This window comes from Lysobacter oryzae DSM 21044, from assembly GCF_059568595.1.
In genome coordinates this window covers 261,586-284,497 of the sequence record NZ_JCANTQ010000013.1, presented here as the reverse complement: position 1 = coordinate 284,497, position 22,912 = coordinate 261,586, and the positions used below count along the sequence as shown (strand labels likewise).

Sequence of the window (22,912 nt, the reverse complement as noted above, 5' to 3'; positions counted from 1 at the left end):
CGCCCGCACTCCCGGCAGGCTCACATGCCGCTTTGTTCGAAGGCGGTCTTCTGCTTGTCCAGGTAATCGCGGAAGGCGCGGTCGTAGGCCTGCTTCCAGTTGTCCTCGCGGCCGGTCGGCGCGGTCTTCTTGCCGTACGCCGCCACCTCGATCGTGCGGTCGCCCCGGCCGAACTCCAGCAGCGTCTTCATCCTCGCTTCCATGTCGATCGCCCAGAAGCCCGGCGTCAGCCACGCCCAGAACTCCTTCACGCGGACCTTGACCCGCATGGCGTCGGCGGGCGCGGCCTCGCCGGGCCCCACCACCCGAAAGCCCTGGGCGCGCAGGCCGTCGGCGACCAGGTCGTGGGTGATCGTTTCGATCGTCTGCGGCGGCTGCAGCATGATGTCGCCGATCGCGATGCCATAACCGTTGCGCTTGCGTGCGATGGCGGACTTGCGGCCCTCGACGTCCAGTGAGTACTTGTCGCCCTTCTTCAAGGAGGGGGTACTGGGTTCGTCCGGGTCGTCCTCGAACAGGCGTTCGTCGGAAACCGATTCGATGACGGCCACCTTGCCGCCGTCGGCCGCGACCCCCGTCGAAGGTACGTCCAGGCTGACATAGCTGCGGTTGGTTGCGCACGCCGCGAGTGCAAGCATGAGCGGCAGCAGGCACAACCGTGGCCAAAGCACGCGATTCTTCATTGTTCCCCCAAGGAATTGATTTGCCCGCCGCGAGCGCGCCAAGCCGCAAGACTGTATGGTTTCCGCCAACGCAGCCGCAACCGAACCGCGTCGCGCCATGACCGAACTCACCCCCGACCTGGCCCACCACTCCGCGCTCGACGCGCGCATGGTCAAGGCCGTGAAGGGCATCCGCCTGCTGTCGCAGGTGAGCTGGCCGGCGAGCCTGCAGAAGCAGTTCCTCGACGAGGCCGCGCAGGGCCGCTACGCCATGCCGGCGGTAAGCTACCCCACGTACGACTTCAGCGAAGAGCGGCGCGAACTCGACGCGATCATCCGCGAAGCCGACACCGCCCATCCCATCGGCCATTACCTGTGCGACTCCGCGCGCAGCTGGTCGATCGCGGCCGAACTGCTGGAGGCGATCGGCACGCCCGCGGTCACCACCCACTCGATCCGGCTGTTCGGCCGCCCCGACGAGCCGCTGCCCGGCAACGGCCCGACCACGCGCGAGGCGGCGCGGCATTTCATCGACATCGCCGACGAGCTCGACCGCGAACTGCTCGCGCCGTCCGAATGCGTGTCGATCTCCGCCACCGCGCTGCAGCTGCAGTTGCAGGCCGCACTCGACGACTTCTTCGACAGGCGCGTCATCGAAGTGGTGCTCGATCCCGACCTGATCGCCAAGGCCGCCGCCGGCGCCACCCGCATCCGCCTGCGCCACGGCGCCGCCTTCAGCGACTACGACCGCCACCAGCTGATCGAGCACGAGGCCTTCGTGCATTCGCTGACCGCGCTCAACGGCCGCGAGCAGCCGCACCTGCAGAGCCTGGCGCTGTCGTCGCCGCGCACCACCGCGACCCAGGAAGGCCTGGCCGTGTTCGCCGAGCAGATCACCGGCTCGATCGACATCGAGCGGATGAAGCGCATCAGCCTGCGCATCGAGGCGGTGGCGATGGCGCTGGACGGCGCCGACTTCCTGCAGGTGTTCCATTACTTCCGCGCAGCCGGGCAGAGCGACGCCGACAGCTTCACCTCGGCGCAGCGCGTGTTCCGGGGCGTCCCGCCGACCGGCGGCGCCGCCTTCACCAAGGACACCGTGTACCTGCGCGGCCTGATCAGCGTGCACACCTTCTTCCGCTGGGCGCTGCGCCACAACAAGCTGCTGCTGTGCCGGCGGCTGTTCGCGGGGAAGATGACCCTGGGCGACGTGCAGCGCTTCGAACCGCTGTTCGACCGCGGCGTGCTGGTGCCGCCGCGCTGGCTGCCGAAGTGGATCGTGCGCGCCAACGGCCTGGCCGGGATGCTCGCGTTCTCGCTGTTCGCCAACCGCATCCGCCTGGACGCGGTGTCGCAGCGCGAGGACTTCCTCGACGTCTGAGCCCCGGCCTGGCCGGCCCCGCAGTGCGGGGGCGCATGGTGCCTGGGCGCGTTCGGCGGCGAATTTCGCCGATTTCGGCCACAAAACCGCCGCGAACCCGCGCGTTACAATCCCAAACCCTGCCGAATGCCAGCCGAGCGATGTCCGACGACCTGAAGCAAGCCGCCCTCGACTACCACCGCATGGAACCGCGCGGGAAGATCAAGGTCACCGCGACCAAGCCGATGGTGACCCAGCGCGATCTTGCGCTCGCCTATTCGCCCGGCGTCGCCTACGCCTGCGAGGAGATCGCCCGCGATCCCAAGCTCGCCAGCGACTACACCGCGCGCGGCAACCTGGTGGCGGTGATCTCCAACGGCACCGCGGTGCTCGGCCTGGGCGACATCGGTCCGCTCGCCGGCAAGCCGGTGATGGAAGGCAAGGGCGTGCTGTTCCAGAAGTTCGCCGGCATCGACGTGTTCGACATCGAGGTCGACGAGAAGGACCCGGACAAGCTGGTCGAGATCATCGCCTCGCTCGAGCCGACCTTCGGCGGCATCAACCTCGAGGACATCAAGGCGCCGGAGTGCTTCATCGTCGAGCGCAAGCTGCGCGAGCGCATGAACATCCCGGTGTTCCACGACGACCAGCACGGCACCGCGATCATCGTCGGCAGCGCCGTGCTCAACGCGCTGGAGATCGTCGGCAAGAAGATCGACCAGGTGAAGCTGGCCACGTCGGGCGCGGGTGCCGCCGGCATCGCCTGCCTGGACATGCTGGTCGCGCTCGGCATGAAGCCGGAGAACATCCTCGCGGTCGACCGCGACGGCGTGCTCTACACCGGCCGCGGCCACATGGACCCGGACAAGCAGCGCTACGCGCGCGACACCGACAAGCGCACCCTCGCCGACATCATGCACGGCGCCGACATCTTCCTCGGCCTGTCCGCCGGCGGCGTGCTCAAGCCGGAGATGGTCGCGACGATGGCCGACAAGCCGATCATCCTCGCCCTGGCCAATCCGTACCCGGAAATCCTGCCGGAAGACGCGAAGAAGGTGCGTCCGGACTGCATCATCGCCACCGGCCGTTCGGACTACCCGAACCAGGTCAACAACGCGCTGTGCTTCCCGTACATCTTCCGCGGCGCGCTCGACGTGGGCGCGACCGAGATCAACGAGGCGATGAAGCTCGCCTGCGTGCGCGCGATCGCGCAGATCGCGCGCATGGAATCGTCCGACCTGGCCGGCGCGTACGGCGGCGAGATCCCCAAGTTCGGCCCCGATTACCTGATCCCGCGCCCGTTCGACCCGCGCCTGCTGACCCTGCTCGCGCCGGCGGTGGCGCGCGCGGCGATGGACTCGGGCATGGCCACGCGCCCGATCCTCGACATGAAGGCGTACGAGGAAAAGCTCGCGACCTTCATCTACCGCACCGGCCTGATCATGAAGCCGGTCTACGACCGCGCGCGCAGCGACAGGAAGCGCGTGGTCTACGCCGAAGGCGAGGAAGAGACCGTGCTGCGCGCGGTGCAGACGGTGATCGACGAGGAGCTTGCGTTCCCGATCCTGATCGGCCGCCCGGAAGTGATCGAATCGCGCATCGCGCGCCTGGGCCTGCGCATGCAGGCCGGCGTCGACTTCGAGCTGACCAACATCAATTCCGACCCGCGCTTCGACGACTACTGGCAGCAGTACCACGCCACCACCGAGCGCCGCGGCGTCACCCCGGCCGCGGCCAAGAACCTGCTGCGCTCGCGCCCGACCCTGATCGCCGCGCTGATGGTCGAACGCGGCGAAGCCGACGCGATGATCTGCGGCCTGGTCGGCCGCTTCCACAAGAAGCTGGGCTACATGCGCAGCGTGTTCGACTTCGAGAAGGGCGTGACCGGCACCGCGGCGATGACCGGCGTGATCAACGACCGGGGCGTGTGGTTCTTCCTCGACACCCACGTGCAGGTCGAGCCGAGCGCCGAGCAGATCGCCGAGGCCACCCTGCAGGCGACCTACCGCCTGAAGCTGTTCGGCATCGAGCCCAAGGTGGCGCTGCTGTCGCACTCCAACTACGGCAGCCACGACAACCCGTCGGCGGCGAAGATGCGCAAGGCCTACCAGCTGATCCGCGAGCGCGTGCCCAAGCTCGAGGTCGACGGCGAGATGATGGCCGACACCGCGTGGGACGAGGAGCTGCGCCTGCGCATGTTCCCCAACACCACGCTCAAGGGCCGCGCCAACCTGTTCGTGATGCCCAACCTCGATGCCGCCAACATCACCTACAACATGGTGCGGGTGATGACCGACGGCGTGGCGATCGGCCCGATCCTGATGGGCCTGGACAAGCCGGCGCACATCCTGACCCCGGCCTCGACGCCGCGCCGCGTGGTCAACATGACCGCGATCGCCGCGGTCGACGCGCAGATCCGCGCCGCGCGCAAGTAACGGCACGCACCGGGCATCGCGTCCAGCGGCGCGATGTCCCTGTCCGCAGCAAGGGAGAGAGCAGGGCATGCGCCTGAAGTACTGCAAGCTGCCGCAGGGAAATTTCGGCGACGACCTCAACGTCGAGCTGTGGCCGGCGCTGTTCCCCGACCTCGGCGACAAGCACCCGGACACCTGGCTGTACGGCATCGGCACCATCCTCGGCGGGACCCAGCCGGACGGTCCCAAGGTCGTGCTCGGCTCGGGCTGCGGTTACCGCGGCACGCCGCAGCTCGGCGACGAGTGGAAGGTGTACTGGGTGCGCGGTCCGGGCACCGCCAGGAAGTGCCAGCTCGATCCCGCGCTCGGCCTGGGCGATGCCGCGGTGCTGTGGCCGCCGCTGCAGCGCGCGCGCGCGCCGATCCAAGGCCGCATCGGCCTGGTGCCGCACCACAAGAGCTACGACAGCTTCGACTGGGACCGGCTCGCGCGCGAGGCCGGGCTGTACCCGATCGATCCGCGCCAGTCGCCGCAGGCCGTCGCCGACGCGATCGCCAGTTGCGAACGCGTGCTGACCGAGTCCCTGCACGGCGCGATCTTCGCCGACACCCTGGGCGTGCCGTGGCGCGCGCTGGTGCTGGCGCGCCGCTTCAACGACTTCAAGTGGCAGGACTGGCTCGACACCCTCGGCATGAAGCTGGGCACGGCCGAGGTCCACGTCGAGCTCAAGCGCGAGCTCTCCATCGGCAAGGCGATCGGCAACTTCCTCACCCGCTGGGTCGGCGGGCCGGACGAGCGCAACCACCTGCGCCCGGTCCGTGCCGCGAACGCCTCCGACATCGAGCGCGTGCGCCAGGACCTGATCAACATTGCCGGCGAGACCGGTTCGTTCGTACTGAGCGCGCCGGCCGCACGCGCGGCGCAGCAGGCGCGCATGCGCGAGGCCTGCGCGCGCTTCGCCGCGGACCACGGGCTGACCTTCGCGCCGGCCGGCTGAAACGCGGGCGCGGCGAAACCCTGGAGCGCACCAGGGTTTACGAAACCTGCACTCGACCCCGGCGCGGCGCGGGTAAAGTACGCACATGCCAACCGGCTCGCTCCTGCTGCGGGTGTTCCTCAGTCTCTGCCTCATCCTGAATGGGGTGGCCTCGGCGGCCGCGTCGGCGCAGATGCCGATGTCGATGTCGCCATCAATGCCGATGTCCCCGCACGAAACCGCGACAACGCCGCCGTCCATCACCGCAGCCGACGCCATGCCTTGCCATGGCCACCACGCGACGGCGCAGCAGCCCGCACCGGCCAGCGAAGCGCCGGCACCGGCCCAGCCCAAGCACGCGCCCGACTGCTGCAAGTCCGGCACCTGCCGCTGCGCCTGCGTGCACATCGCCCAGCTCGGCGTGCCCGCGCTGCAGTGGCCCGCGGCCGCGCCCGAACACGCCCGCAGCGTGCGCACGCTGGCGCTCGGCCATGCCGCGCCGGCGCTGCCGCACCCGATCCGACCTCCCATCGGCTAAGTGGTCACCGGCGCCCACGGCGCCCTCCCGCATGCGCGCAGCGCGGCCATCGCCGCTGCACGCGTCCGCGCGACACTTGGCGTCGCGCATCGATTTCCCACGGAGTCTCCATGTCATCTGATGCATTCGGCCGCGACCGCAACGGACTGTCGAAGCCGTCGCGCCGCCGCTTCGTCCAGGGCCTGGCCGCCGGCGGCGCCGTCGCCGGCCTCGGCCTGTGGCCGCGCCCCGGCTGGGCGCTGCCCTCCGCCGGCTATCCCGGCGTGCTGGCCGGCACCGAGTTCGACCTCACCATCGGCGAGACGCCGATGAACTTCACCGGCCGCACCCGCAGCGCGGTCACCGTCAACGGTTCCATTCCCGCGCCGCTGCTGCGCTGGCGCGAAGGGACCACGGTCAACCTGCGCGTCACCAACGCGCTGCCCGCCGGTTCGATCCACGGCCACGAGACCTCGATCCACTGGCACGGCATCCTGCTGCCCGCGAACATGGACGGCGTGCCCGGGCTGAGCTTCGCCGGCATCCATCCGGGCGAGACCTACCACTACCGCTTCACCGTCCGGCAGGGCGGCACCTACTGGTACCACAGCCATTCGATGTACCAGGAGCAGGTCGGGCTGTACGGACCGCTGGTGATCGATCCGCTCGAGCCCGAGCCGTTCGCGTTCGACCGCGACTACGTGGTGCTGCTCTCGGACTGGACCGACCTGGACCCGGCGGCGCTGTTCGCGCGGCTGAAGAAGATGTCGATGTACGACAACTACTACCAGCGCACCGTCGGCGATTTCCTGCGCGACGCGCGCCGCAACGGCGTCGCCGCGACGATCGACGATCGCAGGATGTGGGGCGCGATGCGCATGTCGCCGACCGACCTGTCGGACGTCAACGCCAACACCTACACCTACCTGATGAACGGCACCACGGCGCTGGGCAACTGGACCGCGCTGTTCCGTTCCGGCGAGAAGGTGCGGCTGCGCTTCATCAACGGCTCGTCGATGACCCACTTCGACGTGCGCATTCCCGGGCTGAAGATGACCGTGGTCGCCGCCGACGGCCAGTACGTGCATCCGGTGACGGTCGACGAATTCCGCATCGCCACCGCCGAGACCTTCGACGTGATCGTCGAGCCGTCGGGGCAGGACGCGTTCACGATCTTCGCCCAGGACATGGGCCGCACCGGTTACGTCAGCGGCACGCTCGCGGTGCGCGAGGGCCTGCGTGCGCCGGTGCCATCCGTCGATCCGCGCCCGCTCCTGACCATGGCCGACATGGGCCACGGCGGCATGGGCCACGACATGTCCAGCATGAAGGGCATGGAAGGCGGTTGCGGCGCCAGCATGGGCATGAAGGGGATGGAAGGCGGCTGCGGCGCGAACATGGGCATGCAGGACATGCCCGGCATGGATCACGCCGCTCCCGCGCAACCCGCTGCCGCGGCGCACGCGGCGCACGGCGCCGGCGGCATGCAGGCGCATCCGGCCAGCGAGGACCACAACCCGCTGGTCGACATGCAGACCATGGCCCCGGTGCCCAAGCTTGACGATCCCGGCATCGGCCTGCGCGACAACGGCCGCAACGTGCTCAGCTATTCGATGCTGAAGAGCGCGTTCGCCGATCCCGACGGCCGCGATCCGGGCCGCGAGGTCGAGCTGCATCTCACCGGCCACATGGAACGCTTCGCCTGGGGCTTCAACGGGCAGAAGTTCTCCGAAGCCGAACCGCTGCGCTTCAACTACGGCGAGCGCCTGCGCATCGTGCTGGTCAACGACACGATGATGACCCACCCGATCCACCTGCACGGCATGTGGAGCGACCTCGAGGACGAGCACGGCAACTTCCACGTGCGCAAGCACACCATCGACATGCCGCCCGGCAGCCGCCGCAGCTACCGCGTCCGCGCCGACGCGCTCGGCAGCTGGGCCTACCACTGCCACCTGCTGTACCACATGGAAGCGGGAATGATGCGCACCGTGAGGGTCGAGGAATGAAGACAATCACGACATTCGCCCCGCTCGCCGCCGGCGTGCTGCTGGCGTTCAATGCCGCCGCGCAGGACCACGCGCAGCACCAGATGCCGATGCCGCCCGCGCCGGCGGCTTCCCAGCCGGCGGCGCACGACCACACCCGGCACCAGGCCACGCCGAAGCAGAAGCCCAGGGCAAAGCCCAAGCCTGCCGCAACGCCGACGCTGGATCATTCGGCGATGGACCACGCGATGCCACCCGCACAATCGGCGCCGACCGATCACAGCGGCATGGATCACGGCGGCATGGATCACACCGGCATGGACCACGGCGGCATGCAGCACGACAGCGCCCAACCCGCGCCGACCGATCACGGCGGCATGGATCACGCCGCGATGGGCCACGCGATGCCGCGCCCCAGCGACGCGCCGCTCACCCCGATCCCCGTGCTCACCGATGCCGACCGCGCCGCCGCGCAGCCGCCGCCGCACGATCACCCGGTGCACGACAACGGCATCCATTCCTTCGTGCAGTTCAACCGCCTGGAAGCGTTCGACGCGGACGAAGGCCGCGGCTTGGCGTGGGAAGGCCAGGCCTGGATCGGCACCGATCGCAACAAGCTGTGGCTGCGCAGCGAAGGCGAGCGCGTCGCCCACCGCACCGACAGCGCCGACCTCGAAGTGCTGTACGGACGCGCCGTCGCGCGCTGGTGGGACGTGGTCGCCGGCGTGCGCCACGACTTCGCGCCGGGGGCGTCGCAGGACTTCGCCGCGATCGGCGTGCAGGGCCTGGCGCCGTACAAGTTCGAAGTCGAGGCCACGGCCTATGTCGGCCAGGGCGGACAGAGCGCGGCGCGGCTGGAGGCCGAGTACGAAACCCTGCTCACCAACCGCCTGATCCTGCAGCCGCTGCTGGAGCTCAATGCCTACGGCCAGACCGACGCGCGCCGCGGCGTCGGCTCGGGGCTGAGCTCGGCCGAAGCAGGCGTGCGCCTGCGCTACGAGATCACCCGCCAGTTCGCGCCGTACGTGGGCGTGGTGCGCGAGTGGTCGTTCGGGCGCACCGCCGACCTGCGCCGCGACGACGGCGAGGCCGTCCACGACACCCGCATCGTCGCGGGCCTCCGCATCTGGTTCTGAGGAACTAGCGCCATGCCCGTCCCGTTCCGCACATCGCTGCTCACCCTGGGCGCCGTACTGGGCGTCGCCATCGCCGCGACAGCAGGTTTCGTCTGGTCCGGCATGTACGACATCGGCGCCGATGCGCCGCACTCGCGGCCGGTCTTCTCCCTGCTGCAGTCGCTGCGCGAACGCTCCATCGAAGCGCGCGCGCGCGATCTGCAGGTCCCGGACCTGGAGGATCCGGCGCGCATCGCCCAGGGCGCCGGCAACTACGACGCGATGTGCACCGGCTGCCACCTGATGCCGGGCGCGGCGGCGACCGAAATCAGCAGGGGTCTGTATCCCGCGCCGCCCAACCTCACGCGGGAGCGCGTGGATGCCGCCGCGGCTTTCTGGACCATCAAGCACGGCATCAAGGCTTCGGGCATGCCAGCGTGGGGCAAGAGCATGGACGACACCTACATCTGGAACATGGTCGCGTTCGTGCAGCAGCTGCCCGCGCTGGATGCAGCCGGGTACCGGGCGCTCGTCGCGCGCAGTGGCGGCCACTCGCATGGTGGCGGCGAAAGCGCCGGGCATCTGCACGCCGGCATGGCCGACCACCAGGCCGGCGCGCATGCGCATGACGATGCCGACGGGCGCGCGGAGCCGATGCGCGATGACGCCATCCCGCCCGCATCGGCACCGGCGACGCACGTGCACGCCGACGGCACCCGCCATGTGCACGCGCCCGATCGCGCCGCCGCAGCGACCACCGCGCCGTCGCCGACCGCTGCGCCCGAGCCCGAAGAACACGACGCGCGCGAAGCGCACCCGCACCAGCACTGATCCGAGCGAACACAGCACACGAGGATGATCGCGATGAAAACCGCCCTGAAGCTCCACCGTCCCGCCACGCTGCTGCTCGCGCTGGTCGTCGCGTTGCCCGCTGTCGCACGCGACGGCGTGCCGGCGGCGCAGCCGCGTGCCACGCCCAAGTCCGCCGCCACGCCTGCATCGCGCCACGCCGCCACGCCCACGCGGCCGTTGCCACTCGCACTGGTGCACAAGAGTCCTACCTGCGGCTGCTGCATTGCCTGGGTCGACCATCTGCGCCAGGCCGGCTTCCGCGTCGAAGTCCGCAACGAGGAAAACCTCAATCCGCTCAAGGAACGCCTCGGCGTGCCGTACGGCAAGGGCTCCTGCCACACGGCGGAGATTGGCGGCTACATCGTCGAGGGCCACGTGCCCGCGAGCGACATCAAGCGGCTGCTCAAGGACAAGCCCGACGCGCGCGGCCTGGTGCTGCCGGGCATGCCGATCGGTTCGCCGGGGATGGAAGTGGCGGGCGCACCGGTGCGGCCGTACACGGTGGAGCTGGTGCGGCGCGACGGCACGACCGTCCCGTATTCAACCCACGGGAAATAAAGCGCATGAGCACGCATCCGCATTCCCATGGCGGGCACGGCCACGCCGGCCACGATCACGCTGCCGCCGGCCACGATGCGGGCCACGTCGCCGGGACCGCCGACGCGACCGTGATCGATCCCGTGTGCGGCATGCGCGTGAACCCCGCCACTACCCAGCACCACGCCACGCACGCGGGCCACGACTACCACTTCTGCTCCGCGCGCTGCCGCGAGAAGTTCGTCGCCGACCCGGCGCCGTACCTGCAGCCGGCGGCGGCCACGCCGCCGTCCGCGCCCGTGGCAGCGGCACCGGCGGGGACGATCTACACCTGCCCGATGCACCCGCAGATCCGCCAGGTCGGCCCCGGTACCTGTCCGATCTGCGGCATGGCGCTGGAGCCGGAAATGCCCGGCCTGGAGGATGACGACAACCCCGAGCTGCGCGACTTCAGTCACCGCTTCTGGTGGACGTTGCCGCTCACCGCCGTGGTGCTGGCGCTGGCGATGCTCGGCCACCGCATCACCTTCCTCTCCACCGGAACACGCACCTGGCTCGAATTCGCCCTGAGCACGCCGGTGGTGTTGTGGGCGGGCGCGCCGTTCTTCGTGCGCTGCGCGCAGTCGATCCGCAACCGCAGCCCGAACATGTGGACCCTGATCGGCATCGGCGTCGGCGCCGCCTTCGGCTACAGCGTGGTGGCGACGCTCGCGCCGGACCTGTTCCCGGCCTCGTTCCGCGAGCACGGTCGCGTCGGCGTGTACTTCGAAGCCGCGGCGGTGATCGTCTCGCTCACCCTGCTGGGCCAGTTGCTGGAGCTGCGCGCGCGCTCGAAGACCTCGGCGGCGATCAAGGCGCTGCTCGGCCTCGCGCCCAAGACCGCGCGCCGCATCGGCGCCGACGGCAACGAGGAGGACATCCCGCTCGCGCACGTGCACGTCGGCGACCGCCTGCGCGTGCGCCCCGGCGAGAAGGTGCCGGTCGACGGCACCGTGCTCGAAGGCCGCTCCAGCCTCGACGAATCCATGCTCACCGGCGAACCGATCCCGGTGGCGAAGGAAGCCGGCGCCAAGGTGATCGGCGCCACCCTCAACGGCACCGGCAGCCTGGTGATCCGCGCCGACCAGGTGGGTTCGGCGACGGTGCTGGCGCAGATCGTGCAGCTGGTGGCGCAGGCGCAGCGTTCGCGCGCGCCGATGCAGCGCATGGCCGACGTGGTCGCGTTCTGGTTCGTGCTGGCGGTGCTGGCCGCGGCGCTGCTGACCTTTCTCGGCTGGGGCCTGTTCGGGCCCGAACCGTCGTGGACCTACGCCGTGCTCAACGCGGTGTCGGTGCTGATCATCGCGTGCCCGTGCGCACTCGGCCTGGCGACGCCGATGTCGATCATGGTCGCGACCGGCCGCGCCGCGCAGGCGGGCGTGCTGTTCCGCGATGCCGAGGCGATCGAGCGCCTACGCCGCATCGACACCCTCATCGTCGACAAGACCGGCACCCTGACCGAAGGCCGGCCCGCGTGGCGCGACACCCTCGCCGCCGACGGTTTCGATGCCGACCAGGTGCTGCAGCTGGCCGCGAGCCTGGAGCAGGGCAGCGAGCATCCGTTGGCCGAGGCGATCCTCGCCGAGGCGAAGCGGCGTGGCGTCGTACTGCAAGCGGTCGACGGCTTCGATTCGATCACCGGCCGCGGCGTGCAGGGCCGCATCGGCGGACGCGCGCTGGTGATGGGCAACCAGGCCCTGCTCGCGGAAGCCGGCGCCGATGCCGCCCCGCTGCTGCCGCGCGCCGAACAACTGCGCCGCGAAGGCGCCAGCGTGATGTTCCTCGCCGTCGATGGCCGCCTCGCCGGCGCGGTCGCGGTCGCCGATCCGATCAAGCCGACCACGCTGCCCGCACTCAATGCGCTGCGCGCCGATGGCATGCGCATCGTCATGGCTTCGGGCGACGCGCAGGCCACCGCAGCGGCCGTGGCCTACACGCTCGGCATCGAGGAAGTGCACGGCGAAGTGCGCCCCGCGGACAAGGTCGCACTGGTGCAACGCCTCAAGGCCGAAGGCCGCCGCGTCGCCATGGCCGGCGACGGCATCAACGACGCACCGGCGCTGGCCGCGGCCGATGTCGGCATCGCCATGGGCACCGGCACCGACGTGGCGATGTCGAGCGCGCAGCTCACGCTGGTCAAGGGCGACCTGCGCCGGATCGTGCAGGCACGCGCGATCTCCGAGAGCACCGTCGCCAACATGAAGCAGAACCTCGGCTTCGCCTTCGTCTACAACGCGCTGGGCGTGCCGATCGCCGCGGGCCTGCTGTACCCGGTGTCCGGCCTGCTGCTCAGCCCGATGATCGCCGCGCTGGCGATGAGCCTGAGTTCGGTGTCGGTGGTGAGCAATGCGTTGCGGCTGGGACGGGTGCACGCAGGCGATGCGCCGCCCGCCGGCAAACCGCAGCAAAGCCCGGGCGCGTCCTGCCATTGACGCGCCACGCGCGCGCTCGCGCGGCCGACGCGGCCCGCGGCCTCAGCGCGCGCGCAGGTCGGCCAAGGGCTGCCGCGCGAATTCCGCCAGGTGCTGGTCGATCCCGAGTTCCGCCCGCACCTTGCGCGAGGCGCGCGTCTCGCGCAGGTAGCGGTCGTTCGGGCTCTCGCCGGCCACGTGCCGCTCGCGGTGGTGCAGGTGCCAGGCCAGCGCGGCGAAGCGCAGGTGCCGCGGCGCGATGCCCGCGTGCCACGCGCGCCAGGCCAGTTCGCTGTCCTCGCGGCCCCAGCCTTCCATGCGTTCGTCGAAGCCGTTGACGCGCAGCAGGTCGGCGCGGAACCAGCCCTGGTTGCAGGTCTTGATCGCGCGCGGCGGCCGGAGTCCGGCGCGGCGCAGGTTGAGCGCGGCGAGCGCGGGCCAGCGCAGCGCATTGCGCCGCCGTTCCAGTTGCGGCGTGAACACGCCCAGGTCGACCGTGCCCTGCGCCAGCATCCGCTGCGACAGCGCCGGGGTCGTGAGCGCGCGCGAACCCTGCACGAAACTTCCCGCCCGCGCGTGGCGCAGGTGGTCGGCGACGAAGTCGCGGTGCATCACCATGTCGCCGTCGAGCATCAGCACGTAGTCGCCGCGCGCCGCCGCGATCGCGCGATTGCGCGAGCGCGCCGCGCGGAAGCCGATGTCCTCCTGCCAGTGGTGGCGCAACGGCACCGGGAACGCGCGCGCGCGGTCCTCCAGCAACCGTCGCGTCTCCGCGCCGGAACCGTCGTCGGCGACGATCACCTCGTCCGGCAGGCGCGTCTGCCGCGCCAGGCCGCGCAGCACCAGGTCCAGCGCCTGCGGCCAGTTGTAGGTGGTGACGATGACACTGACCTTCATGCGGCGCGTTCCGGTTGCGTGCGCGCCATGCACCCGGCGCGCGCGTCGCGCAAACACCGCGCCGCGTCAACTTCCGCGGTGCGGGTGCACGGCATACTGGCGCGCACTCTTTCCAGGGACCGATCGTGTCGCAGACCTCCGTTGACCAGACCGCGCGCGAACGCGCGCGCAACTTCGCCAACCGGTTCGAAGGCAGGTTGAACTACGGCTACGAAGGCATCCCGATCTTCGCCGCACCGGGCCTGCACGAACTCGCCGCGGAACGGCTCGCGCTCGCGCTGCCCGCGCAGGCCAGCGTGCTCGAACTCGGCGCCGGCGCCGGCGCCCTCAGCCAGCGCCTGGCCGACCGCGGTTACCGCGTGTGCGCCAGCGACCTGTTCGACGCCAACTTCACCCCGCGCGAGCGCATTCCCTTCGTTGCGCTCGACCTCAACCAGCCCTTCGCCGCGCAACTGCCGTCGCGCTTCGACGCGGTGATCGCGCTGGAGCTGATCGAGCACCTGGAGAATCCGCGGCACTTCTTCCGCCAGTGCCGGCAACTGCTCGGCCCGGGCGGCCACCTCGTGGTGTCGACGCCGAACCTCGCCAACCCGGTGTCGCAGGCGATGTTCGTGCGCGAAGGCATGTTCCAGTGGTTCCGCGAACCGGACTACCGCGAGCAGGGCCACATCATGCCGCTCGCGCCCGCGGTGCTGCGCCGCTGCTGGAGCGAGGCCGGGTTCGCCTGCGCGTGGGAAGGCAGCGTCAGCGATCCGTACCGCCTGCTGCATCGCCGGCGCGATCGCGGCACGCGCTGGCTGGCCCGCGTGCTCGCGCGCCTGTCGGCGACGCCGCGTCCGCTGCAGGGCGAGGTGTATGTGGCGGTATTGCAGGTGCATGCCGACGCCGTTGGCTGACTAGGCCACGGCCACCGTTTGCCGCGCGCGCGCGACGTGCGCGTCGAGCCCGCGCGCGCAGCGGATCGCCCGCGTGTCGCGGGTGCGCTGGAGCAGGGCATCGTTGGGCAGCGCCTGGTTCGGCGGCACGCCGTCCGGCCAGCGCGTCTTGTGCCAGAGGTGGACCGCGAGCCCGGCATAGCGCAGCAGGCGCCGTTCCACGCCGGCGTGGCGCAGGCGCAGGGTCAGGTCGTCGTCCTCGCGGCCCCAGCCTTCGTAGTCGTCGTCGAAGCCGTTGACCATGTCCAGGTCGTGGCGCCAGACGCCCAGGTTGCAGCTCATCGCCACGCCGCCCTTGCGGCGCGACGCCTTCCACGCTGCCAGCCACGGCAGGCGCAACGCGTGCTTGCGCTTGAGTTCGCCGGAGCCGCGCGCGAACGGCATGCGCGGCGAGAACCGCGGCGTGCCGCCGGCGAGCAGGCGCGCGGCTTCCGCCGGCGCGGCATTGAGGCGGCCCCCGAGCAGGTAGCTGCCGGGGCGGATCAGCGCATGGTGGTCGGCGACGAACCGCGGGTGCAGCACCATGTCGCCGTCGAGGAAGATCACGTACTTGCCGGTGCTGGCGGCGACGCCAAGGTTGCGCACGCGCGCGGCGCGGAAACCGCGGTCCTCCTGCCAGGCATGGCGCAGCGGCACCGGGAAGTCGCGCGCGTACGCCTCGACGACGCGGGCGGTGTCCTCGCGCGAGCCGTCGTCGGCGACGACGACCTCGTCGGGCAGCACGCGCTGCGCGGCGACGCTGTCCAGGCACAGGGCCAGCGCCTCCTTCCAGTTGTAGGTGGTGATGACGAGGCTGGTGCGGGGGGCCATCGGGGGAATGGCTCGCTGTCGGGGACGCAGATGCTAGGGGTTTGCCGAATGTGTCCGTGCGAACCACCGCACAAATCTGACGCATTCATCGAACATGCTGCGTCCCGCCGACACGACTGCCCAGGCAATGCCGATTCTGGTAGCTGCGCGTGCGTGACCCGCCGGCGCGCGCCGCGTGGCGCACACAGCGTGCGCACACCGGTCGCGCTCACCGCCGCCGCCGCTGAAATCGTCGCCAGCCCGCGGCCGCGCCCAGCCGCCCCGGGTCCCCACCCGCACCCCCGCTGCTAGAATCCCGGCTCTAAATCCACGACCCACACGCCGGCCAGCGCGCCGCGCGGAGCCCCCATGACGAACTGGCTGAACGAGCTGCTGCAGAACGACCCCGATCCGACCGAAACCAGGGAATGGATCGAATCCATGCAGGCGGTCATCGACCGCGAAGGCGCCGGTCGCGCCCACCAACTGCTTGACGGCATGGTCGAAGTCACGCGCCGCGCCGGCGCGCACCTGCCGTTCCAGCCCACCACCGAATACATCAACACCATCCCCGCGCACCTGGAGGCCAAGAGCCCCGGCGATGCCGCGATGGAATGGCGCATCCGCTCGCTGATCCGCTGGAACGCGCTCGCCATGGTCGTGCGCGCCAACCGCAAGCCGGGCGACCTCGGCGGCCACATCGCGAGCTTCGCCTCCGCCGCCACGCTCTACGACGTCGGCTTCAACCACTTCTGGCGCGGTCCGGACGGCGACCATCCGGGCGACGTCATCGCCGTGCAGGGCCACAGCTCGCCGGGCATCTACGCGCGCAGCTTCCTCGAAGGCCGCATCAGCGAGGACCAGCTCGACAACTTCCGCATGGAAGTCGACGGCCGCGGCATCTCCTCGTATCCGCACCCGTGGCTGATGCCGGACTACTGGCAGGTGCCGACCGTGTCGATGGGCCTGGGCCCGATCAGCGCGATCTACCAGGCGCGCAACTGGAAGTACCTCGAAGGCCGCGGCCTGATCCCGAAGTCCGACCGCAAGATCTGGTGCTTCATGGGCGACGGCGAGACCGACGAGCCCGAATCCCTCGGCGCGATCTCGGTCGCCGGCCGCGAAGGCCTCGACAACCTGGTCTTCGTCATCAACTGCAACCTGCAGCGCCTCGATGGCCCGGTGCGCGGTAACGGCAAGATCATCCAGGAGCTGGAAGGCATCTTCCGCGGCGCCGGCTGGAACGTGGTCAAGACCATCTGGGGCAGCTACTGGGATCCGCTGCTCGCGCGCGACACCCAAGGCGTGCTGCGCAAGCTGATGATGGAAACCGTCGACGGCGAATACCAGAACTGCAAGGCCTTCGGCGGCGCGTACACGCGCGAACATTTCTTCGGCAAGTACCCCGAGACCAAGGCCATGGTCGCCAACATGTCCGACGACGACATCTGGCGCCTCAACCGCGGCGGCCACGACCCTCACAAGGTCTACGCCGCGTACGCCAACGCCGTGCAGACCAAGGGCATGCCCACCGTGATCCTCGCCAAGACGGTGAAGGGCTACGGCATGGGCCAGGCTGGCGAAGCGCTCAACCCCACGCACCAGACCAAGAAGCTCGACGACGAGCAGATCCGGATCTTCCGCGACCGCTTCAACATCCCGGTCAGCGACGACCAGCTCAAGGACAGCGCGGTGCCGTTCTACCACCCCGGCAAGGACTCGCCGGAAGTCGAATACATGCACGAGCGCCGCAAGGCCCTGGGTGGCTACCTGCCGCAGCGCCGCCGCAAGAGCACGCAGTCGCTCGAGGTGCCCAAGCTGGAAGCCTTCGACCGCCTGCTCAAGTCCAGCGGCGATCGCGAGATCAGCACCACCATGTCGTTCGTGCAGACCCTCAACATCATCCTGCGCGACAAGCAGGTCGGCCCGCGCTGCGTGCCGATCGTCGCCGACGAGGCGCGCACCTTCGGCATGGAAGGCCTGTTCCGCCAGCTCGGCATCTACGCGCCCTACGGCCAGAAGTACAAGCCGGTCGACCGCGACCAGCTGATGTACTACCGCGAGGACGCCGCCGGCCAGGTGCTGGAGGAGGGCATCACCGAGTGCGGCGCGTTCTCGTCGTGGATGGCCTGCGCGACCAGCTACAGCACCAACGACCTGCCGATGCTGCCGTTCTACATCTACTACTCGATGTTCGGCTTCCAGCGCATCGGCGACAGCGCCTGGCAGGCGGCGGACATGCGCGCGCGCGGCTTCCTGCTCGGCGCCACCGCCGGCCGCACCACGTTGAACGGTGAAGGCCTGCAGCACGAGGATGGCCACAGCCACCTGCTCGCCAGCGCCATCCCCAACTGCCGCAGCTACGACCCGACCTTCGGCTTCGAAGTCGCGACCATCGTCCAGCACGGCATGCAGCGCATGCTCGCCGAGCAGCAGGACGAGTACTACTACATCACCCTGATGAACGAGAACTACACCCACCCGGACATGCCGGAAGGTGCAGCCGAAGGCATCATCAAGGGCATGTACCTGCTGCAGGGCAAGGGCAAGCCGAAGAAGGGCGAGCTGCGCGTGCAGCTGCTCGGCTCCGGCACCATCCTGCGCGAGGCCATCGCCGCGGCCGAACTGCTCGACAAGGATTTCGGCGTCACCGCCGACATCTGGTCCTGCCCCAGCTTCACCGAGCTCGCCCGCGACGGCGCCGACGCCGAACGCTTCAACCGCATGAACCCGGAAGCCAGGACCCCGCGCAAGCCCTACGTCACCGAGCTGCTCGAAGGCCGCCAGGGCCCGGCCATCGCCGCCACCGATTACGTGCGCGCCTTCGCCAACCAGATCCGCGAATACGTGCCGATGAAGTACACCGTGCTCGGCACCGACGGCTTCGGCCGCTCCGACACCCGCGCCAACCTGCGCCGCCACTTCGAAGTCGACCGCTACTACATCGCCCACGCGGCGATCGCGGCTTTGGCGGCGGAAGGGAAGATGACGGGGAAGGATGTGGCCAGGGCTATCAAGCAGTACAAGATTGATAGTGAGAAGCCGAATCCGGTTGGGGTTTGATTAGGCAAAGCCGACAAAGGGCGAAGTAAACCGCCCCCTATTCGTTCACATCGATTAACGCTGAGCTGAGAAAAATTCTTAAGTGGCACTGGCTATTAGGCAGTTCAAGATTGCCGGAGAACGGATGAGCCCTCTTCTGGCCTACGTTCAGCAAAGGGGTCGCGACCGGCGAAGCGCGTATTCGCCGTTCTCTTTCTGGGGTGTTTGAGAGGAGGAGCGGGGGGATGGAGTCGGTGAAGCTCGTTGAAGAGATACGCAACGTCGATGAAAGGCAGAAACTCGACGAAGAGATTCGCGATCGACTCTCCACAGAGCTGATTATTGCGTTGATCGGCCCGGTGGCATCTGGCGTCACGACAACTGCAAGATTGCTTAAGCAGAAGCTCGAGTCCGAATTCGGCTATGACGTTCCCGACGTTATTAAGCTAAGCGATTTCATAAAGAGACATGCCGCATCGACGATCAATGACGCATCCCTTGCTGATCGCATAACTTCCTACCAGGACGCCGGCAACAAGCTGCGTAAAGACAATGGGCATGATTTTCTGGCGAAGTTGGCTATAAGCAGGATTTCGGAGATCCGTCATTCGGACGGATTCCGAAAAGTGAAGGGTGACTCGGGCGATGAGAAAGATGTTCCGTTGCCTAAGCGCCGCGTACACATCATTGACTCACTAAAGCACCCGGAAGAGATCGCCCAGTTGAGGGAGGTCTACGGAAACATTCTTTGGGTAATTGGTGTTTCTGCGGCTGACCACATGCGGCATACACGCCTTGAACATATGGGCATGCCTAGCGGGAAGATCCCAGACATCTTGAATCGGGACATGGGGGAGAAGGCTGAATTCGGACAGAAGGTTCGCAAGGCATTCTGCTCTGCCGACTTCTTTATCCGTAACGACACGGAAAACTACGACAACATTGATGAAAGTCTGCTTCGATTCTTGGACGTTCTCTTCGGCACCAGGCTACACAATCCAACGTCCGAAGAGTCTGCGATGTTTCATGCGGCAACAGCGGCCTCTAAGTCTGCTTGTATGTCTCGCCAAGTTGGGGCGGCGCTTGTCGACGGAAGTGGTGATCTAATATCTGTAGGGTGGAATGATGTTCCTAAGTTTGGGGGAGGCTTGTACGGCGAAGGAAAGCCGGATAACCGGTGTTTTAGTTGGCGCGATCGCATCTGTCACAACGACGATGAGAAGTGGAAGATCGAGAATCGCGTCGTGGAAGGAATTCGTTCCGCTATCGCAAAAAAGGCCGCCGAAGCTCCGCTTATTGAGGGCAAGAAGCAGGTGCCTGTTCAGTTGACGGACGAAGAAATTCGAGGCGCGATTGACAGTTCCGGAATATCTGCGCTCATCGAATTCTCCCGAGCTATTCATGCAGAAATGGCAGCGATTCTCGCAGTGGCTAGAGACAAGCGGCACAGCTTGGATGGGGCCACGATGGTTGTGACAACCTACCCTTGCCACAATTGCGCTCGCCACATCGTCGCTGCGGGCGTTCGATCTGTCGTCTACATCGAACCCTACGAGAAGAGTCTCGCGGTGAAGCTGCATCCCGACGCCATCACTGAAGATGATCGCGTTTCTGAGAAAGTCGTCTTTCGCCAGTTCCAAGGATTCGCCCCTCGGCACATCCTTGATCTATTCGCTATGAAGACTGATCGCAAGCGGCAAGGCAGGCTCATAGAGTTCGAGCGCAAGGCGGCAGTCCCGATCTATCGAAGACATCTGGACAGCTTCACGCTTTACGAAGACAAAATCGTGCATGATGTAGCTGCATTCGTTCGAGGGGGTGTCAAATGAAGGGCAAGGGTAAGCAGCAAGTTCAGTTCGCGCTCCCGCTTTCGGCGCCCGTGTGCGGTCACGCAGCTAGAAACGTCGTCACGGGACGATTTAAGACGTCCGACCCACATCTCGAAGCTGTATCTCGTAGATTGGCCAGCAGTGGCGTTTTCGCCCCCAAGCCCAAAAAATAGGGCTCGATGGCTAACGGAGTGTAGGTCAATTGTCCGCAATGGGATTTCTGCACAATGCTCGCCTCAAGGCGAGCATTGTGTTTTTGGCTTTTCCTGAAGCCGACGTCGCCTACCAATCTTTTGCCGAGCTAGATGGCTGGCCGCTTCCAGCCACCGTAGCCCGGGTAAGCGGAGCGGATGCGGGTGGGGTTGCGGCTCACTTCTTGAACGTTTCGTCGACCGGATAGGGAAAAGGGAGGCTGAGCCGGCGCGTGCACCGTCGTCGGCGCTAACCCGGCAATGTCCGTTACTCAGTTCGTGAGTCCTGGAATGTAACCGTAGGGGCTATAGCAGAAGCAGGAGCTGCCACTCGGCGCCGATGAGGCCGGGATCGGGCACGTTCCTACGTGTGTCTGGCAAAGGCGCGGAACTGGTTGGGAAGGAAGAGCAATTCCTCGCTGCGCTATAGGAATCGGCACTGCGCCGGACTGGATCTTGTCCCACAGTGCATCCGTCAGACGATCGGCTTTGGCGTCCGCGGCGCGCTCCATTTCATGACTATCGTGAACATTGAATCGACCTTGCGATATGTCGACGAGGCCTTTCACAATGTATTCGGCGAGAAATGTACTGCGACCGCGCTTCTGGCATTGCACGAGATGTTCCAACTCGTGCAGGACAAGATGTAGTTCGTTCTTGTCGACCCAGAGATTTCCACTACGCGTGAAAAAGATCCGATCGCAGTACGCGAGCACCATTCCGTGGCCGGTATCAATGTCATCAGCATAAGTCACGCCGTGCAGGTCAATGCTGTAGTACGGCTGTGCGAGGCTGATGAACTCGGGAGTCAGAGGGTGCACTCTCCCCTCTGATTGGCGGTACAAGCCGTCGATATACGACTGCGCTGACAGAGCCACAGGAGCGGATGCGATTTCGGTCGCGCATTTCGAAACATTCGCCGCGCACTCCGCTAGAGCCTGCGGAGTTTTTCCAAGTTCTCTTGCGACGTTATGGGTCAGTCTATTCGCTTCCCGCTTCGTATCCTCGGCGCCCTTTCCAACATCGCCGTCGATCTTCGGCAGGCAGATGCACACGCCAAGAGTGCAACTGTTGTATTGGTCTTTTGGACAGGCCCATATCGCCGAACTGGGAAGAACCAGTAGGAACAGGGCGAGCGCTCTCAAGAAGGCGACCTTCATACTCGGCCTCCGAAACAGTTGGAGCCTGGTCAGGCTAACGTTGGGAAAAGCGAGAATCGGTCATCCCGCGGAGAAGGGGTCCGCGGAAAAGGGGTCAGGCTCATTTTTCTGGAAAAACGGGTCAGCCAGCGTAGCCCGGGTAAGCGCAGCGCACACGGGTGGGGCTGCGGCTCACTTCTGGAACGTTTCGTCGATCGGATAACCCGCGTAAGGCGGGCTTGAGCCCGCCCTACATCCAAATGCGTTCGAATCGTAGGGTGGGTTCTAGCCCACCGAGTTGCCCAGCAATGTGGCGCGATAGCTCACCGGATCGAGCAGGCAATTGGCCGCCACTGCCCCAGGGAGCGTGAACATCTGCGGCTTGTCGCGGAACGCGAACAGCCGGTACAGGTGAAACTGGTCCGCGTGGGCGTCCGAGAAGTCGACTTCGTTGGGCGAGATGAAGAACGGCGTCTCCGCAACGTAAGACGTTGTCTTGACCTCAATGAAGCGTTCACGTCCGTCGCCGTCGAAAGACAGGACGTCGAATCCCAATCCGTCACCCGTGCTGCGGGAGACATGCTCGATTCGCTCAGCCAGTTTAGTGGCGCCCATGCCATGCAGCCGGCGGGCCTCGTACTCCATTACCAGCAATTCGCCGGCATGGCCAAGCGATCGGTTGCGAGACTCTCGCTCCAAGTAGTCGCGCTTGATCGCCGTCCCACGCATCCACTGCAGGTTGCGTTCGCGGACTTCCACCTTCGCCGACTTTGGCACGTCCACGACAAAGTCGTGGAAGTCCTCCACCAGCGGCGGCACGGCCGGCGTCTCCACGGCGCGAACGGCCGCCTCGTCCAAGGCCCGGTCGCGTTCAAGCGCACGGCCGACTACATCGATCAGCAGGCGCTGGAAATTCGGGAGCGGCTTGTAGCCGGAGAGGGTCTGGGCGCCGTAAAGGTTGAGAACGGCGCTGATGTTTCGGTGCTTGTACTCGATCGAGGCTTCGTTACGCGCGGGCAAGAGCTGCATGAGCCGGCGCTTGTGCTCGGTCTTGTTGGGCTTCTGCCCCAGTTCCTGCATGCGCAGCATCTGCAAGTAGTCGGCCACGACGGCCTCCACTTCCCACTCGGTCCACGCGGCACCCGCAACACCTTCCTCGATCGTCATGAAGCTCCCCTTTGGCGACCAGGTTTCAGATCAAGCGATTCCATTTTTGACG

At 67.4% G+C, this 22,912-nt stretch carries 17 protein-coding genes; 12 read left to right on the top strand and 5 right to left on the bottom strand.

Annotated elements, in window-relative coordinates:
- Positions 1-20 precede the first annotated feature (20 nt).
- Positions 21-638 carry a YajG family lipoprotein gene (locus BP05_RS13635; RefSeq protein ID WP_496364356.1) on the bottom strand — a complete coding sequence of 206 codons (618 nt, stop codon included), beginning with the start codon at positions 636-638 and terminating at the stop codon, positions 21-23.
- 142 nt (positions 639-780) lie between these two features.
- Here BP05_RS13635 and BP05_RS13630 point away from each other — a divergent pair, with 142 nt between their 5' ends.
- The 9 genes from BP05_RS13630 (at position 781) to BP05_RS13590 (ending at position 12,892) form a co-directional block, all read left to right on the top strand.
- Positions 781-2,043, top strand: a complete 1,263-nt coding sequence (locus BP05_RS13630; protein WP_496364354.1) for a flavohemoglobin expression-modulating QEGLA motif protein — start codon at positions 781-783, stop codon at positions 2,041-2,043.
- Between the two features lie 140 nt (positions 2,044-2,183).
- Complete coding sequence (locus BP05_RS13625; protein WP_496364352.1) at positions 2,184-4,457, top strand: NADP-dependent malic enzyme; 2,274 nt, start codon at positions 2,184-2,186, stop codon at positions 4,455-4,457.
- 67 nt (positions 4,458-4,524) lie between these two features.
- On the top strand, positions 4,525-5,433 hold the full coding sequence (locus BP05_RS13620) for a polysaccharide pyruvyl transferase family protein (protein WP_496364350.1): 909 nt from the start codon (positions 4,525-4,527) through the stop codon (positions 5,431-5,433).
- Between the two features lie 85 nt (positions 5,434-5,518).
- Positions 5,519-5,950: a CopL family metal-binding regulatory protein gene (locus tag BP05_RS13615; RefSeq protein ID WP_496364348.1), complete on the top strand. Its 432-nt coding sequence runs from the start codon at positions 5,519-5,521 to the stop codon at positions 5,948-5,950.
- Positions 5,951-6,060: 110 nt separating this feature from the next.
- A complete protein-coding gene (locus tag BP05_RS13610; RefSeq protein WP_496364346.1) occupies positions 6,061-7,938 on the top strand; it encodes a copper resistance system multicopper oxidase in 1,878 nt (625 codons plus the stop codon).
- Entirely contained in the window at positions 7,935-9,053 is a 1,119-nt protein-coding gene (locus BP05_RS13605; RefSeq protein ID WP_496364344.1) for a copper resistance protein B, read from the top strand. Before BP05_RS13610 ends, BP05_RS13605 begins: the two co-directional genes overlap by 4 nt.
- Positions 9,054-9,065: 12 nt before the next feature.
- Positions 9,066-9,863: a c-type cytochrome gene (locus BP05_RS13600; RefSeq protein WP_496364342.1), complete on the top strand. Its 798-nt coding sequence runs from the start codon at positions 9,066-9,068 to the stop codon at positions 9,861-9,863.
- Positions 9,864-9,896: 33 nt separating this feature from the next.
- Entirely contained in the window at positions 9,897-10,442 is a 546-nt protein-coding gene (locus BP05_RS13595) for a DUF411 domain-containing protein (protein ID WP_496364340.1), read from the top strand.
- Positions 10,443-10,447: 5 nt separating this feature from the next.
- On the top strand, positions 10,448-12,892 hold the full coding sequence (locus tag BP05_RS13590; protein ID WP_496364338.1) for a heavy metal translocating P-type ATPase: 2,445 nt from the start codon (positions 10,448-10,450) through the stop codon (positions 12,890-12,892).
- Positions 12,893-12,934: 42 nt separating this feature from the next.
- Here the strand turns inward: BP05_RS13590 and BP05_RS13585 are convergent, their stop codons facing one another.
- Positions 12,935-13,768: a glycosyltransferase family 2 protein gene (locus BP05_RS13585; protein WP_496364336.1), complete on the bottom strand. Its 834-nt coding sequence runs from the start codon at positions 13,766-13,768 to the stop codon at positions 12,935-12,937.
- Positions 13,769-13,893: 125 nt separating this feature from the next.
- Between BP05_RS13585 and BP05_RS13580 the strand changes: the two genes are divergently transcribed.
- The gene (locus tag BP05_RS13580) at positions 13,894-14,664 is read left to right on the top strand and encodes a class I SAM-dependent methyltransferase (RefSeq protein WP_496364334.1); all 771 of its coding nucleotides are present in this window, start codon (positions 13,894-13,896) and stop codon (positions 14,662-14,664) included.
- On the opposite strand, the gene BP05_RS13575 is transcribed toward BP05_RS13580, so the two are convergent.
- Positions 14,665-15,513, bottom strand: coding sequence for a glycosyltransferase family 2 protein (locus BP05_RS13575; RefSeq protein ID WP_496364332.1), 849 nt, complete (start codon positions 15,511-15,513; stop codon positions 14,665-14,667).
- 348 nt (positions 15,514-15,861) lie between these two features.
- Here BP05_RS13575 and aceE point away from each other — a divergent pair, with 348 nt between their 5' ends.
- Together aceE and BP05_RS13565 are read left to right on the top strand one after the other, a co-directional pair.
- Complete coding sequence (aceE, locus tag BP05_RS13570) at positions 15,862-18,555, top strand: pyruvate dehydrogenase (acetyl-transferring), homodimeric type (protein WP_496364330.1); 2,694 nt, start codon at positions 15,862-15,864, stop codon at positions 18,553-18,555.
- Positions 18,556-18,779: 224 nt separating this feature from the next.
- Entirely contained in the window at positions 18,780-20,363 is a 1,584-nt protein-coding gene (locus tag BP05_RS13565) for an anti-phage dCTP deaminase (protein WP_496364328.1), read from the top strand.
- Positions 20,364-20,826: 463 nt separating this feature from the next.
- Here BP05_RS13565 and BP05_RS13560 read toward each other — a convergent pair whose 3' ends face one another.
- Positions 20,827-21,714 carry a hypothetical protein gene (locus tag BP05_RS13560; protein WP_496364326.1) on the bottom strand — a complete coding sequence of 296 codons (888 nt, stop codon included), beginning with the start codon at positions 21,712-21,714 and terminating at the stop codon, positions 20,827-20,829.
- A gap of 264 nt (positions 21,715-21,978) precedes the next feature.
- Positions 21,979-22,860: a protein NO VEIN domain-containing protein gene (locus tag BP05_RS13555; protein WP_496364324.1), complete on the bottom strand. Its 882-nt coding sequence runs from the start codon at positions 22,858-22,860 to the stop codon at positions 21,979-21,981.
- Positions 22,861-22,912 lie beyond the last annotated feature (52 nt).

Coding starts and splice junctions, on each gene's coding strand:
- BP05_RS13605 (WP_496364344.1), top strand. CDS start 7,935: ATGAAGACAATCACGACATTCGCCCCGCTCGCCGCCGGCGTGCTGCTG.
- BP05_RS13630 (WP_496364354.1), top strand. CDS start 781: ATGACCGAACTCACCCCCGACCTGGCCCACCACTCCGCGCTCGACGCG.
- BP05_RS13610 (WP_496364346.1), top strand. CDS start 6,061: ATGTCATCTGATGCATTCGGCCGCGACCGCAACGGACTGTCGAAGCCG.
- BP05_RS13555 (WP_496364324.1), bottom strand. CDS start 22,860: ATGACGATCGAGGAAGGTGTTGCGGGTGCCGCGTGGACCGAGTGGGAA.
- BP05_RS13560 (WP_496364326.1), bottom strand. CDS start 21,714: ATGAAGGTCGCCTTCTTGAGAGCGCTCGCCCTGTTCCTACTGGTTCTT.
- BP05_RS13590 (WP_496364338.1), top strand. CDS start 10,448: ATGAGCACGCATCCGCATTCCCATGGCGGGCACGGCCACGCCGGCCAC.
- BP05_RS13600 (WP_496364342.1), top strand. CDS start 9,066: ATGCCCGTCCCGTTCCGCACATCGCTGCTCACCCTGGGCGCCGTACTG.
- BP05_RS13565 (WP_496364328.1), top strand. CDS start 18,780: ATGGAGTCGGTGAAGCTCGTTGAAGAGATACGCAACGTCGATGAAAGG.
- BP05_RS13595 (WP_496364340.1), top strand. CDS start 9,897: ATGAAAACCGCCCTGAAGCTCCACCGTCCCGCCACGCTGCTGCTCGCG.
- BP05_RS13635 (WP_496364356.1), bottom strand. CDS start 638: ATGCTTGCACTCGCGGCGTGCGCAACCAACCGCAGCTATGTCAGCCTG.
- aceE (WP_496364330.1), top strand. CDS start 15,862: ATGACGAACTGGCTGAACGAGCTGCTGCAGAACGACCCCGATCCGACC.
- BP05_RS13575 (WP_496364332.1), bottom strand. CDS start 15,513: ATGGCCCCCCGCACCAGCCTCGTCATCACCACCTACAACTGGAAGGAG.
- BP05_RS13585 (WP_496364336.1), bottom strand. CDS start 13,768: ATGAAGGTCAGTGTCATCGTCACCACCTACAACTGGCCGCAGGCGCTG.
- BP05_RS13625 (WP_496364352.1), top strand. CDS start 2,184: ATGTCCGACGACCTGAAGCAAGCCGCCCTCGACTACCACCGCATGGAA.
- BP05_RS13615 (WP_496364348.1), top strand. CDS start 5,519: ATGCCAACCGGCTCGCTCCTGCTGCGGGTGTTCCTCAGTCTCTGCCTC.
- BP05_RS13620 (WP_496364350.1), top strand. CDS start 4,525: ATGCGCCTGAAGTACTGCAAGCTGCCGCAGGGAAATTTCGGCGACGAC.